At 67.1% G+C, this 12,420-nt stretch carries 11 protein-coding genes; 8 read left to right on the top strand and 3 right to left on the bottom strand.

Annotation, left to right across the window (positions count from 1 at the left end):
• The first annotated feature begins 60 nt into the window (after positions 1–60).
• Positions 61–1,191, top strand: coding sequence for an aromatic ring-hydroxylating oxygenase subunit alpha (locus ABD022_RS05565; RefSeq protein ID WP_343820398.1), 1,131 nt, complete (start codon positions 61–63; stop codon positions 1,189–1,191).
• Between the two features lie 130 nt (positions 1,192–1,321).
• On the opposite strand, the gene ABD022_RS05560 is transcribed toward ABD022_RS05565, so the two are convergent.
• On the bottom strand, positions 1,322–2,185 hold the full coding sequence (locus ABD022_RS05560; RefSeq protein WP_343820396.1) for a sulfurtransferase: 864 nt from the start codon (positions 2,183–2,185) through the stop codon (positions 1,322–1,324).
• Positions 2,182–3,102 carry a DMT family transporter gene (locus ABD022_RS05555; protein WP_343820394.1) on the bottom strand — a complete coding sequence of 307 codons (921 nt, stop codon included), beginning with the start codon at positions 3,100–3,102 and terminating at the stop codon, positions 2,182–2,184. The genes ABD022_RS05560 and ABD022_RS05555 overlap by 4 nt, the downstream gene beginning before the upstream one ends.
• 80 nt (positions 3,103–3,182) lie before the next feature.
• Here ABD022_RS05555 and htpX point away from each other — a divergent pair, with 80 nt between their 5' ends.
• Together htpX and ABD022_RS05545 are read left to right on the top strand one after the other, a co-directional pair.
• The gene (gene htpX, locus ABD022_RS05550) at positions 3,183–4,058 is read left to right on the top strand and encodes a protease HtpX (protein ID WP_325127366.1); all 876 of its coding nucleotides are present in this window, start codon (positions 3,183–3,185) and stop codon (positions 4,056–4,058) included.
• Positions 4,059–4,085: 27 nt separating this feature from the next.
• Complete coding sequence (locus tag ABD022_RS05545; RefSeq protein ID WP_325127368.1) at positions 4,086–5,741, top strand: Na/Pi cotransporter family protein; 1,656 nt, start codon at positions 4,086–4,088, stop codon at positions 5,739–5,741.
• Between the two features lie 31 nt (positions 5,742–5,772).
• On the opposite strand, the gene polA is transcribed toward ABD022_RS05545, so the two are convergent.
• The gene (gene polA, locus ABD022_RS05540; protein ID WP_325127370.1) at positions 5,773–8,493 is read right to left on the bottom strand and encodes a DNA polymerase I; all 2,721 of its coding nucleotides are present in this window, start codon (positions 8,491–8,493) and stop codon (positions 5,773–5,775) included.
• Here polA and ABD022_RS05535 point away from each other — a divergent pair.
• The 5 genes from ABD022_RS05535 (at position 8,492) to ABD022_RS05515 (ending at position 12,378) form a co-directional block, all read left to right on the top strand.
• Complete coding sequence (locus tag ABD022_RS05535; RefSeq protein ID WP_325127372.1) at positions 8,492–9,163, top strand: LOG family protein; 672 nt, start codon at positions 8,492–8,494, stop codon at positions 9,161–9,163. The two genes, polA and ABD022_RS05535, sit on opposite strands and share 2 nt — an antisense overlap.
• A 148-nt stretch (positions 9,164–9,311) precedes the next feature.
• Positions 9,312–10,100: a transporter substrate-binding domain-containing protein gene (locus tag ABD022_RS05530; RefSeq protein WP_325127374.1), complete on the top strand. Its 789-nt coding sequence runs from the start codon at positions 9,312–9,314 to the stop codon at positions 10,098–10,100.
• Between the two features lie 107 nt (positions 10,101–10,207).
• The gene (locus tag ABD022_RS05525) at positions 10,208–10,897 is read left to right on the top strand and encodes an ABC transporter permease (protein ID WP_343820390.1); all 690 of its coding nucleotides are present in this window, start codon (positions 10,208–10,210) and stop codon (positions 10,895–10,897) included.
• The gene (locus ABD022_RS05520) at positions 10,894–11,604 is read left to right on the top strand and encodes an ABC transporter permease (RefSeq protein ID WP_325127377.1); all 711 of its coding nucleotides are present in this window, start codon (positions 10,894–10,896) and stop codon (positions 11,602–11,604) included. Before ABD022_RS05525 ends, ABD022_RS05520 begins: the two co-directional genes overlap by 4 nt.
• Before the next feature lie 6 nt (positions 11,605–11,610).
• The gene (locus tag ABD022_RS05515; RefSeq protein WP_325127380.1) at positions 11,611–12,378 is read left to right on the top strand and encodes an ABC transporter ATP-binding protein; all 768 of its coding nucleotides are present in this window, start codon (positions 11,611–11,613) and stop codon (positions 12,376–12,378) included.
• Positions 12,379–12,420: the final 42 nt, after the last annotated feature.

Below are 12,420 nucleotides of genomic sequence, written 5' to 3'. Positions count from 1 at the left end.
TCGCCGGCGCCAGGGCATCCCGGCGGCGCACGGGCGGTTCCATTCTTGCGGGGGGAACCAATGACCAACCCTTACATCCCTTCCGGCGCGGATCTGGCCAGCCAGCTTCCGGTCCGCCACTATTTCGACCCGGACATCCTGGCGCAGGAGCGCCGCCTGATCTTCGATCGCAGCGCCCGCTATGTGGGGCACGAGAAAATGGTGCCGAACGCAGGAGACTGGCGCACCCTGGCCCACGAAGGCGGAGGAAGGGTCCTGCTGCGCGACCGCACCGACGTGCGCCTGCTGTCGAATGTCTGCCGCCACCGCCAGGCCCTGATGCTGGGCAGCCAGACCGGGCGCGACGCCAGCTGCGCGGCGGGCAACCTGTGCAGCACGGGCGGGCGCATCCTGTGCCCGATCCACCAATGGAGCTACGACGCCCGCGGTCAGCTGCTGAACGCGCCGCTCTTCCCCGAAAAGCCGGACCTGAAGCTGCGGGAATTCCCCCTGCGCAATTGCCACGGGCTGCTGTTCGAGGGCGAACGCGATCCCCGGGACGACCTCGGCGCCCTGTTCGAGCGGCCGGAATTCGATTTCTCCGACTACGTGCTCGACCACGTCGAAGTCCATCCCTGCCACTACAACTGGAAGACGTTCATCGAGGTCTACCTGGAGGACTACCATGTCGGCCCCTTCCATCCCGGGCTGGGGCGCTTCGTGACCTGCGACGACCTGGAATGGGAATTCGGGGAATTCCACAGCATGCAGCGGGTCGGCGTCAACCAGGCCCTGGGCCAGCCGGGCACCGAGGTCTACCGCCAGTGGCACGACCGCCTGCTCCAGTACCGCTCGGGCGCCGAGCCCGATTTCGGCGCGATCTGGGTCACGTATTTCCCCACCCACATGATCGAGCTCTATCCCCACGTCCTGGTGCTGTCCACGCTGCATCCCGTCAGCCCCCAGGAAACCGTCAACGTGATCGAGTTCTACTACCCGGAGGAAATCGTCGCCTTCGAACGCGAATTCATCGAGGCCCAGCGTGCGGCCTACCTGGAGACGGCGATCGAGGACGACGAGATCGGCGAACGCATGGACGCCGGCCGCCGCGCCCTGATGGAGCGCGGAGAAAGCGAATGCGGCCCCTACCAGAGCCCCCTGGAAGACGGCATGGCGCACTTCCATGCCTGGTACCGCAGGATGATGGCCTAGGGGTCTCTGAAAACCGATTCGTCAGGCACAGGTCAGCCTTGGATCGGGGCAGCTCTCCACGTCGCGGCCTGCAGGCCGCTCCGATTCGTCAGGCACAGGTCAGTCCGCAGGGACTGACCTGTGCCCAGACTCATCCACGTGCCACGGGGCGGGCGGGGTCGGAGCACCATTCGCTCCAGGAACCCGGGTACAGGGCCGAGCCGCGCAGGCCGGCCAGTTCCATGGCGAACAGGTTGTGGCAGGCGGTGATGCCCGAGCCGCACTGGTGGACGATGCCGCGATCCAGCCTGTCTCCGAGCAAGGCCTCGAATTCGGTCCGCAACACGGCAGCCGGCTTGAACCGCCCGTCGGCATCCAGGTTGCTGGCGAACGGACGGTTGAGTGCGCCCGGGATGTGTCCGCCGACCGGATCGATCGGTTCGACCGCGCCGCTGAAGCGTTCGGGCGCACGCGCATCCAGCACCGTGAAGCGCGGCTCGTCGAGGTTGGCCAGGACGGCACGGGCATCGACCACGGGCATCGATGGCTTGCCCGAGAGCACGAGCCCCTGGATCGCCTGGGCTTCGCTGAGGGACGGTGCGCGCGGCCCCGTCTCGACCGCACCGCCGATCACCTGCCAGGCAGCCCATCCTCCGTCCAGGACTGCGACGGATTCGTGGCCCAGCCAGCGCAGCATCCACCACAGGTGCGCCGCGAACATCGAATTGCCGGCGTCGTAGACCACCACGTCGGTGCGGGCCGTCAGCCCCTGGGCCCGCATCAGGGCGGCGAAATCGGCGCGGTCAGGCAGAGGATGGCGGCCATTGCGCCCCGTCTTGAGGGCGCATAGCTGGGTTTCGTGATCGAGATACAGGGCCCCGGGCACATGGCCTGCTTCGTAGGCCCGCCGCCCCGCGCCGTGGTCCGCGAGATCGTGGCGCACATCGAACACCAGGCAGCCCGGCCGGGCCAGGCGGTCGCGCAGTGTCTCTGGCTGAATCAGCAATGCGGTCATGACGGGTTTACCTCCTTCGTGGGAATGCCTGTGTCCGCGGGCCGGGCCGTATCGCCGCTGCCCCGCAGCGCGCGGGCCTCGGTGTACGTGCGCCAGACCGACAGCAGGCCGGAGCCGATGATCAGCGCCATGCCGGCCCAGGCCAGCGGCGCCGGCCGGTCGCCCCAGAACAGGACGCCGATCAGGGCGGCAAAGATGATGGTCATGTACTGCAGCGCCGCCGTCAACAGGGTAGACCCCAAGCCGAAGGCCCGGGTCATGGCCAGCTGGCCCACCAGGCCCGCCAGGCCAAGTCCGGCCAGCGCCAGCAAGGCCAGGGGATCGCTGGCACGCCAGCCCTGCAACGAAATGCCGGCCAGGCCGCTCAGGCACACTCCCAGGGAAAACAGCAGCACCGTCCGCCACTCGGGCTCGCCGATCCGGCCCAGCTGGCGGATCTGCATCATGGCGATCGCCGCCAGTCCGCCTGCTCCCAGCCCCATCAGGGCTGCCAACCATTCGTCGTGCTGGATGCTGGGGCGCAAGACGCCCAGCACCCCGAGAAAACCGGCCAGCACCGCCAGCACGCGCGCCGGATCGCGCTGGGCGCCGCCAAAGAACAGCATCCAGCCCGCGATGAACAGCGGCGCCGTGTAGTTCAGGCTGATGGCCGTCGGCAGGGAGAGGTGGGACAGGGCGAAAAAGCCCAGCCACATGGAGGCGATGCCGCTGCAATTGCGCCAGACGTGCAGGCGCCAGCTGGACGGGCGGATGGTGCGCCGCGTGGAGCGCGCCCAGACATACAGCAACAGGACGGAAGGGATGCCGCGCGACAGGACGATTTCCGGCAGCGTCGCGCCCAGGCCGGCGGCAACCTTCACGAAGGCCCCCATCGCGGCGAACATGGCGCAGGCCAGCAACATCCACAAAGACTGCATGCGTCACCACAGCACGAACCGGAAGCCGATACTATACACTTTGGGCATTGTCATACCCTTCCTGCGGAGCTCTGCCCCACATGAAACGAATCATCCTGTTTCTCGGGACCAACCTGGCGGTCCTGCTGGTGCTCAACATCACCATGAACCTCCTGGGGGTCGGCCGCTACCTGACCGCCAACGGCATCGATCCGGCCGCGCTCCTGGTGTTTGCAGCGGTGCTGGGATTCACGGGTTCATTCATCTCGCTGCTGATGAGCAAATGGATGGCCAAGGCCAGCACCGGCGCCCGGGTCATCGACCCCCAGGCGCCGCGCGACCGGCGCGAGGCCTGGCTGGTGGCCACCGTGCACCAGCTGGCCGACAAGGCCGGCATCGGCCGCCCCGAAGTCGCCATCTACGAAGGCGCGCCCAATGCATTCGCCACGGGCGCCTTCCGCAACGACTCCCTGGTGGCAGTCTCCACGGGCCTGCTTTCGTCCATGACCGAGGAAGAGGTCGCCGCCGTGCTGGGCCACGAGGTCGCCCACATCGCCAACGGCGACATGGTCACCCTCACCCTGATCCAGGGCGTGGTCAACACCTTCGTCATCTTCCTGTCGCGCATGGTCGGCTACGTCATCGACCGCGCCGTGCTCAAGAACGACCGCGACATCGGCATGGGCTACTACGCGAGCGTCTTCGTGTGCGAAATCCTCTTCGGCGTGCTCGCCTCGATCATCGTCGCCTGGTTTTCCCGCCAGCGCGAATTCCGCGCCGACGCGGGTTCGGCCCACTTGCTGGGCGCGCGCGAACCCATGATCCGCGCGCTTGCCCGCCTGGGCGGGGTCGAGGCCGGCGAACTGCCCAAGTCCCTGGCCGCCTCGGGCATCGCGGGCGGAGGCATCGGGGCCCTGTTCGCCTCGCACCCCCCCATCGAGCAACGCATCGAGGCGCTGCGCCGGCAAACGGCCTAGGGCCCACCCCTCAATGAAAGGCCGGCCGTGCGCGAACTCCAGGTACTGATCACCTTCGGCGGTTTCGTCGCCCTGCTGCTGTGGGGCGTGCACATGGTGCAGACCGGCGTGCAGCGGGCCTTCGGCAAGGCTCTGGGGCTGTGGATGAGCCGGGCCATGGGATCGACCCCGCGCGCCTTCGGCACGGGGCTGCTGATCACCGCCGCCATCCAGAGCAGCACGGCCACCGGCCTGATGATCACCGGCTTCGCCCTGGATGGCCTGGTGCCCCTGGTGCCGGGCCTGGCCGCCATGCTGGGCGCGAACGTCGGCACCACCCTGATCGTCCAGGCGCTGTCCTTCGACCTGACCGCCCTGGCGCCCGGCCTGGTGCTCGTCGGCGTCTGGATGTTCCGCCGCTACGAGCCGGGCCGCGCGCGCGACCTGGGCCGCGCCCTGATCGGCCTGGGCCTGCTGCTGCTGGCCCTGCACGAGCTGGTGACCCTGTTCGAACCGCTGCAGAACGCGCCGGTGCTGGGCAGTGCCCTGCAGGCCCTGGCGGACGCGCCGGTGATCGCCCTGGCGGCCAGTGCGGCGCTGACCTGGGCATCGCATTCCAGCGTGGCCGTCGTCGTGCTGATCATGTCCCTGGCCCATCACGACCTGATCCGGCCGGAACTGGCCTACGCGCTGGTGCTGGGCGCCAACCTGGGCACCGCCATCAATCCCGTCCTGGAAGGCGGTGGCGACAGCAACCCCGCGTCCCGCCGCGTGCCCATGGGCAACCTCGGCACGCGCGTGGCCGGCTGCCTGCTGGGCCTGGCCCTGATGCCCTGGGCCGCCCCGATCATGACCTCGCTGGGCGACGCAGCGCACTCGGTGGCGAACTTCCACCTGCTGTTCAACCTGACGGTAGCCGCCTGCTTCATGCCGGCGCTGCAGCCCTACGCACGCCTGCTGAAGCGGTTGCTGCCGACGCGCGACGACCCCCACGATCCGTCCCGTCCCCAGTACCTGGACGCGTCCTCACGCGAAGTGCCGGCCGTGGCCCTGGGCCAGGCGGCCCGCGAGGCGCTGCGGCTGACGGACCTGTTGCGCGAATCGCTGCGTCTCACCGCACGCGCCCTGCTGAACGAGGATGCCAGGGTGATCGGCCAGGCCCGCTACCTGAACCAGGCCATCAGCCAGCTCGACCGGTCCGTGACCGCGTTCCTGGCAACCCAGGACCAGGAAAACCTGAGCGCCGACGACGCCCAGTACCTGAAAGCCATCCTGACCTTTTCCATGAACATCGCCCACGCCGCCGATGTGACTGGCGCAGGGCTGCTGGGCCATGCCGGCCAGCTGCACAAGAAGCACTGGGCGCTGGATGCCGAACAGAAAGCCGAGCTGGCCGAAGTCCTCGAACGGCTGCAGCGCAACCTGGGCCAGGCCGCCGCCCTGTTCGTCTCGAACGACCGCGCCACGGCCCGCAACCTGGCCTTCGAAAAAGAACATTTCCGCGCCCTGGAAGCCCGCGCGGCCGAACGCCACCTGGACCGCATCAAGACCGGGCGTATCGATGTCGCCGATGTCGGCGCCTTCTACCTGGAAATCCTGCGCGATGCCGGCGGTGTGAACGCCTGTCTGGTCAACGCCGCCGCGTACCCCATCCTGGACCGCTACGGCGAACTGCGACCCAACCGCCTGCGCGAAGTGGAATGAGTCCGCCGTGCCGCGCGCGGCACGGTGCCCGTCAGTGGGCGGCGCCCCAATCGTGGCCGACGCCCACTTCCGCCACCAGCGGCACTGCAAGCTGCGCCACGCCTGCCATCAGCGCCGGCACCCGCTCGCGCAAGGCATCGATCTCGTCCTCGGCCGCGTCGAACACCAGTTCGTCGTGGACCTGCATCACCATCAGGCTGCGCAGGCCTTCGGCGTCCAGCCAGTCCTGGACGGCCACCATGGCCATCTTGATGAGATCGGCCGCCGTGCCCTGCATGGGCGCATTGATCGCGGCCCGCTCGGCTGCGGCCGCGCGCGGCCCCTTGGCGCCGGACAAATCGGGGAAATACAGGCGGCGCCCGAAGACAGTTTCCACGTAGCCCTGCTCGCGGGCCTGGCGGCGGATGCGGTCCATGTAGTCGGCCACGCCGGGATAGCGCATGAAATAGCGGTCGATGTAGGATTTGGCCGCGGCCCGGGTGATGCCCAGGTTGCTCGCCAGGCCGAATTCGCCCATGCCGTAGATCAGGCCGAAATTGATGGCCTTGGCAGCCCGGCGGTGTTCGGCATCGACCTGGTCCAGGGGCAGGCCGAAGACCTCGGCCGCCGTGGCGCGGTGGATGTCCAGCCCCTGGGCAAAGGCCCGGCGCAGGTTCTCGTCGCCCGACACATGGGCCATGACGCGCAGTTCGATCTGCGAGTAGTCGGCCGAGACGATCTTGCCCAGGCTGGAAACAAATGCCGACCGCACGCGGCGGCCCTCGGCCGTGCGCACGGGGATGTTCTGCAGGTTCGGATCGGACGAGGCCAGCCGCCCCGTCACCACGGCCGCCTGGGCGTAGCGCGTGTGCACCCGGCCCGTGCGCGGATCGATCATGCGGGGCAGCTTGTCGGTATAGGTGGATTTCAGCTTGGCGATGCCGCGGTAGTCGAGCAGCAGGCGCGGCAGGGGGTAATCGGCCGCCAGGCGGCTCAGGACGTCTTCGTCGGTGGAAGGCGCACCGCTGGCCGTCTTGCGCAACACCGGCAACTGCATGCGCTGGAAAAGGATCTCGCCCAGCTGCTTGGGCGAATTCAGGTTGAAGGGCTGGCCCGCCAATGCATGGGCCCGGGCCTCGAGGTCGATCATCTGCCGGCCCAGCTCGTGGCTTTGCGCCGCCAGCACGCCGGCATCGATGGCCACGCCGTTGCGTTCGATGCGCGCGAGCACGTCGGACGTGCGGATCTCCAGATCATAGATACGCGACAGGCCCGATTCGGCTTCCACCTTCGGCAGAAGCACCTGGTGCAGACGCAGGGTGAAATCGGCGTCCTCGGCGGCATAGTGTGCCGCCTGGTCCAGGGCCACCTCGTCGAAGCCGATCTGGCGCGCACCCTTGCCGCACAGATCTTCGTAGGTTGTCCCCGTCAGGCCCAGCCACTGGATGCAGAGTTCCTGCAGGTTCACGCGCCGATGCGACTGCAGCACATAGGCCTGCAGCATGGTGTCGTGCCGCACCCCGCGCAGGGCGACTCCCTCGTTGGCGAACACATGGACGTCGTACTTGGCATGATGCAGCAGCTTGGGCGCGTCAGGATCCTCGAGCCAGGGACGCAGGCGTTCCAGCACCAGGGCGCGGTCCAGTTGATCGGGCGTGCCCGGGGCGCGGTGCCCCACCGGCACGTAGGCCGCCCGGCCGGGCTCGATGGCGAAAGACAGCCCCACCAGCCGGGCCGCCATGGGGTCCAGGCTGGTGGTTTCCGTATCCAGGGCAGCCAGGGGCGCGGCACGCAGGCGTTCCAGCCAGCGGTCCAATGATGCTTCATCGAGAATGGTTTCGTAATCCACGGCATCGGGCCCGGGCGGCACCTCGCGCGCGACGCGGGCGTCCTGGGCCGGGATGCGGTCGGGATCGCCGGTTTCCTCGCGCAACCAGGTCCGGAAGCCATAGGTTTCATACAGCCGGACCAGCACCTCGTGGTCGGGCTCCTTCAGGCCCAGCGCGGACGGCACCCAGCCTTCTTCCAGCTCGCAATCCAGGCGCACCGTCAGCAGTTCCCGCGTCATGGGGAAATTCGGCACCGCCGCGCGCAGGTTTTCCCCGGCCACGCCGCGGATGTCGGCGGCATGGGCGACCAGCGTGTCGATATCGCCGTACTCGCCCAGCCATTTGGCGGCGGTCTTGGGGCCGACCTTCTGCACGCCGGGCACATTGTCCACCGCGTCGCCGGTCAGCATCAGGTAATCGACGATGCGCTCCGGGGGCACGCCGAACTTGCGGATCACGCCTTCGCGGTCCTGGCGCTCTCCCGACATGGTGTTGATCAGTTCGACCTTGTCATTGACCAGCTGGGCCAGATCCTTGTCGCCCGTCGAAATGATGGTATAAAAGCCGTTTTCGCCCGCCTGGTGCGCCAGGGTGCCGATGATGTCGTCGGCTTCCACGCCCGGCGCCGAGATCACGGTCCAGCCCAGCGCTGCGGCAGCTTCATGTATCGGTCCGATCTGGGCACGCAGGTCGTCCGGCATCGACGGACGATTGGCCTTGTAGTCGGGGTAGATCGTTTCCCTGAAAGAGCCTCCGGGGGCGTCGAACACGCAGGCCCCATGGGTCGCCACGTCCTTGTAATCCAGCAGCAGCCTCCGTAACATGGAGACGACGCCATACAGGGCTCCGGTGGGTTCGCCGCGCGCATTGCGCAGATCGGGCATCGCATGATAGGCGCGGTACAGGTAGCTGGACCCATCCACGAGCAACAAGGTTTTTTTCATGACGGACAATAAGACGAAACGCGTTTCGGCCGAACAACAGATTCCCACGATTATTGCAGAGATGCGCGCGGCAGCCGCGGCCTTTCAGAAAATCGGCCTGGGCGTGAGCATCTTCGGCAGCGCCCGGATTCCCCGCGACCACCCCTTCTATGCCCAGGGCATGGAACTGGGCGCGCGCATCGCCCAGCTGGGCCTGCCGGTCATCGCCGGCGGCGGCCCCGGCCTGATGGAAGCCGCCAACCGTGGCGCCTTCGAGGCCGGCGGGCGCAGCGTCGGGCTGAACATCCGCCTGCCGCGCGAAAAGACCGACAACCCCTACCAGACCGACAGCCTGCAGTTCGAATACTTCAACTCGCGCAAGGCCTCGTTCTTCATGCACAGCCTGGCCTACGTGGTGCTGCCCGGCGGCTTCGGCACGCTGGACGAACTGTTCGAGGCCATCACGCTGGTGCAGACGATGAAGCAGCCGCCCGCCCCCATCATCCTGGTGGGCAAGGCCTTCTGGTCCGGCCTGATGGAATGGGTCCGCGACCAGCTCCTGACCCACGGCATGATCGGGCCCTTCGACCTCGACATGCTGCTGGTCACCGACGACCTCGACGAAGTCGTCCGCCTCATCCAGGAAGCCGCCCAGATCGAGCAGCAGCGCGAGCCGGCGCTGCCGACCTGAGCCTGCGGGTGCGCGCCGGAGGCAGGCGCGTCCCGGGATTCTTCTAGGGGTAATGCTTGATGCGCCCCGGCAAGGACCTGGGTTAACATCACACCTTGTTACTGCCGGCCGGCGCCACCCGCCGCCCGGCACCCCAGGAGAACATTCGATGAAAACCACCCTGCTTGGCGCCGCGCTGCTGATCGCGGCCGGCCTGATCCCCGCAGTCGGCTCCGCCGCCGACACCAAGGAACTCAAGATCGCCACCGAAGCCGGCTACCCGCCGTTCGAATATCGCAATCCCAACGGCCAGCTCGAAGGCTTCGACATCGACATCGGCAACGAAGTCTGCAAGCGCCTGAACCGGACCTGCGTGTGGATCGACCAGTCATTCGACAGCCTGATCCCGGGCCTGCAGGCGCGCAAGTTCGACCTGGCCAATTCCACCATGACGGCCACCGAGGCGCGCAAGAAGGTCATCGACTTCTCCACCCCCATGTACATCGTGCCCGTCAAGCTGATGGTCAAGAAGGGCAGCGGCCTGGAGCCCACCGCCGAATCCCTGAAGGGCAAGCGCGTCGGCGTCCAGCAGGGCACCACGATGGAAACCTACGCCCGCAAGCACTGGGCGCCCAAGGGCGTCAAGGTCGTCGCCTATCCCAGCTACACGAACGCCTACGTGGACGTCACGGCCGGCCGCCTGGACGCCACCTTCCAAGAGGCGCAAAGCGCGGTCGAAGGCTTCCTGAACAAGCCCGAAGGCGCCGACTACGAGCTCGCCCCGATGATGCTCGACGACCCGATCCTGAACGAACCCATCGCCATGGGCATCCGCAAGGGCAACACGCTCAAGGCCGACGTGGACAAGGTCCTCAAGGCCATGCTGGCCGACGGCACGATCCAGGGCTACGCGAAGAAATACTTCGCCGAAGGCCTGATCCGATTCCCCGCCCAGTAATCCCGAGCCATGCCGCCTGACCGCGCGGCCGGCCTTTTCCAACCAGGGCGCCGCCGCCCCGGCCCACAAGCCGGGGCGGCTCTCCTGATCGTTCATTCCCGATTTCCATGTTTCTAGACGGCTACGGCCCCCTGCTGCTGGCGGGGACCTGGGTCACCATCAAGCTGGCGTTGCTGTCCCTGGCCGTGGCCGTGGGGCTGGGGCTTCTGGGCGCCTGGGCCAAGCTGTCGGCCTCCTGGAGCGCCCGCCTGGTCGCCACGGCCTACACCACCCTCGTTCGCGGCGTCCCCGACCTGGTCCTGATGCTGCTGATCTTCTTCAGCATGCAGATCTACCTGAACGACCTGACCGACCTGCTCGGCCTCGACCCGATCGACATCGATCCCTTCGGCGCCGGCGTGCTGACGCTGGGCTTCATCTACGGCGCCTACTTCGCCGAAACCTTCCGGGGAGCGTTCATGGCCGTGCCGTACGGCCAGATGGAAGCCGCCACGGCCTACGGCATGCGTGAATTCCAGGTCTTCCGCCGCATCCTGTTTCCCCAGATGATGCGCCACGCCCTGCCCGGCATCGGCAACAACTGGCAGGTCCTTCTGAAATCCACCGCCCTGGTGTCCCTGATCGGCCTGACCGACCTGGTCAAGGTCGCCCAGGATGCCGGCAACGTCACCTTCCGGGTATTCCTCTTCATCAGCCTGACCGGCCTGATCTATCTGGCCCTGACCACCCTGTCCAACGGCATCCTGTACTGGCTGGACCGGCGCTACAGCGTGGGCGTGCGCGAGGCGCAGCTATGATCGACGTCCTCGAGCAATTCTGGCGCGCCTACCTGTATTCCAGCAACGGCAGCCTCTCGGGCATGGCCATCACCCTGTGGCTGCTGGTGCTCTCGGTGTCGATGGGCTTCTTCATCTCGATCTTCCTGGCAGTGGCCCGGGTATCCTCGCGCCGCTGGCTGTCAGTCCCGCTGTGGATCTTCGGCTACGTATTCCGCGGCACGCCGCTGTACGTGCAGATCCTGTTCATCTACGCCGGCATCTACAGCCTGGACTTCGTCAAGGACACCCCGCCCCTGGCCGCATTCTTCCAGAGTGGCTTCAATTGCCTGGTCCTGGCCCTGACGCTGAACACCGTCGCCTACACGACCGAAATCTTCGCCGGCGCCATCCGCGCCACCAGCGCGGGCGAGATCGAGGCCGCGCGCGCCTACGGCATGACGCGTTTCGCGATGTACCGCCGCGTGATCCTGCCATCGGCCCTGCGCCGCGCACTGCCGGCCTACAGCAACGAAGTGATCCTGATGCTGCACGCCACGTCACTGGCCTTCACCGCCACCGTGCCCGACATCCTCAAGATCGCCCGCGATGCCAACTCGGCCACCTACCAGACCTTCGCATCCTACGGGCTTGCCGCCCTGCTCTACCTGTGCCTGTCGTTTACACTGATCTGGCTGTTCCGCCGGTTCGAACGCCGTACGCTGGCCTACCTGGGCACCCACCGCTGATTTCCCATGTCAAAACTCGACGTCATCAACATCCACAAGCGCTACGGCGACAACGAGGTCCTCAAGGGCGTCTCCCTGACGGCCAACGCCGGCGACGTGATCTGCATCCTGGGCTCCAGCGGCTCGGGCAAATCGACCTTCCTGCGCTGCATCAACTTCCTGGAAAAACCCAACCAGGGATCGGTGTCGCTGAACGGCGAACTGCTGAAGATCGTCCATGACAAGCATGGCGAACCCCATGCCGCCGACCTGGACCAGCTGCGCCGCCTGCGCTCGAAGCTGGCGATGGTGTTCCAGCACTTCAACCTGTGGGCGCACATGAACGTGCTGGGCAATGTGATCGAAGCCCCGATCCAGGTGCTGAAGCTCAGCCGGGCCGAAGCCGTCGAACGCGCGCGGCACTACCTGGCCAAGGTCGGCCTGGACCCCAAGGTCGAAACCCAGTATCCCTCGTCCCTGTCGGGCGGGCAGCAGCAGCGCGTGGCGATCGCCCGCGCCCTGGCCATGGAACCCGAGGTCATGCTGTTCGACGAACCGACCTCCGCCCTGGACCCCGAGCTGGTGGGCGAAGTGCTGAAGGTCATGCAGAAGCTCGCCGAAGAAGGCCGGACCATGCTGGTCGTCACCCACGAAATGGGCTTTGCGCGCAACCTGGCGTCCCAGGTCATGTTCCTGCACCAGGGCGTGGCCGAAGAAACCGGCACCCCGGCCGACATCTTCGACAACCCGCAAAGCCCCCGGCTGCGGCAGTTCCTGTCGGGAAATCTGAAGTAGGCCAACCGGCGCCCTGGCCCGGCCCAGAGATGCCCGCCGCCT

Origin of the sequence: Castellaniella daejeonensis (genome assembly GCF_039523555.1) — a bacterium.
Taxonomy (GTDB): domain Bacteria; phylum Pseudomonadota; class Gammaproteobacteria; order Burkholderiales; family Burkholderiaceae_B; genus Castellaniella; species Castellaniella daejeonensis.
Note: the sequence above shows the minus strand (reverse complement) of the source record. Positions and strands in the feature narration are given on the sequence as shown.

What these genes read in the sequence shown, in the direction of transcription:
- ABD022_RS05565 (WP_343820398.1), top strand. Translation starts at nt 61, where the DNA reads ATGACCAACCCTTACATCCCTTCCGGCGCGGATCTGGCCAGCCAGCTT.
- ABD022_RS05560 (WP_343820396.1), bottom strand. Translation starts at nt 2,185, where the DNA reads ATGACCGCATTGCTGATTCAGCCAGAGACACTGCGCGACCGCCTGGCC.
- ABD022_RS05555 (WP_343820394.1), bottom strand. Translation starts at nt 3,102, where the DNA reads ATGCAGTCTTTGTGGATGTTGCTGGCCTGCGCCATGTTCGCCGCGATG.
- htpX (WP_325127366.1), top strand. Translation starts at nt 3,183, where the DNA reads ATGAAACGAATCATCCTGTTTCTCGGGACCAACCTGGCGGTCCTGCTG.
- ABD022_RS05535 (WP_325127372.1), top strand. Translation starts at nt 8,492, where the DNA reads ATGACGGACAATAAGACGAAACGCGTTTCGGCCGAACAACAGATTCCC.
- polA (WP_325127370.1), bottom strand. Translation starts at nt 8,493, where the DNA reads ATGAAAAAAACCTTGTTGCTCGTGGATGGGTCCAGCTACCTGTACCGC.
- ABD022_RS05530 (WP_325127374.1), top strand. Translation starts at nt 9,312, where the DNA reads ATGAAAACCACCCTGCTTGGCGCCGCGCTGCTGATCGCGGCCGGCCTG.
- ABD022_RS05525 (WP_343820390.1), top strand. Translation starts at nt 10,208, where the DNA reads ATGTTTCTAGACGGCTACGGCCCCCTGCTGCTGGCGGGGACCTGGGTC.
- ABD022_RS05520 (WP_325127377.1), top strand. Translation starts at nt 10,894, where the DNA reads ATGATCGACGTCCTCGAGCAATTCTGGCGCGCCTACCTGTATTCCAGC.
- ABD022_RS05515 (WP_325127380.1), top strand. Translation starts at nt 11,611, where the DNA reads ATGTCAAAACTCGACGTCATCAACATCCACAAGCGCTACGGCGACAAC.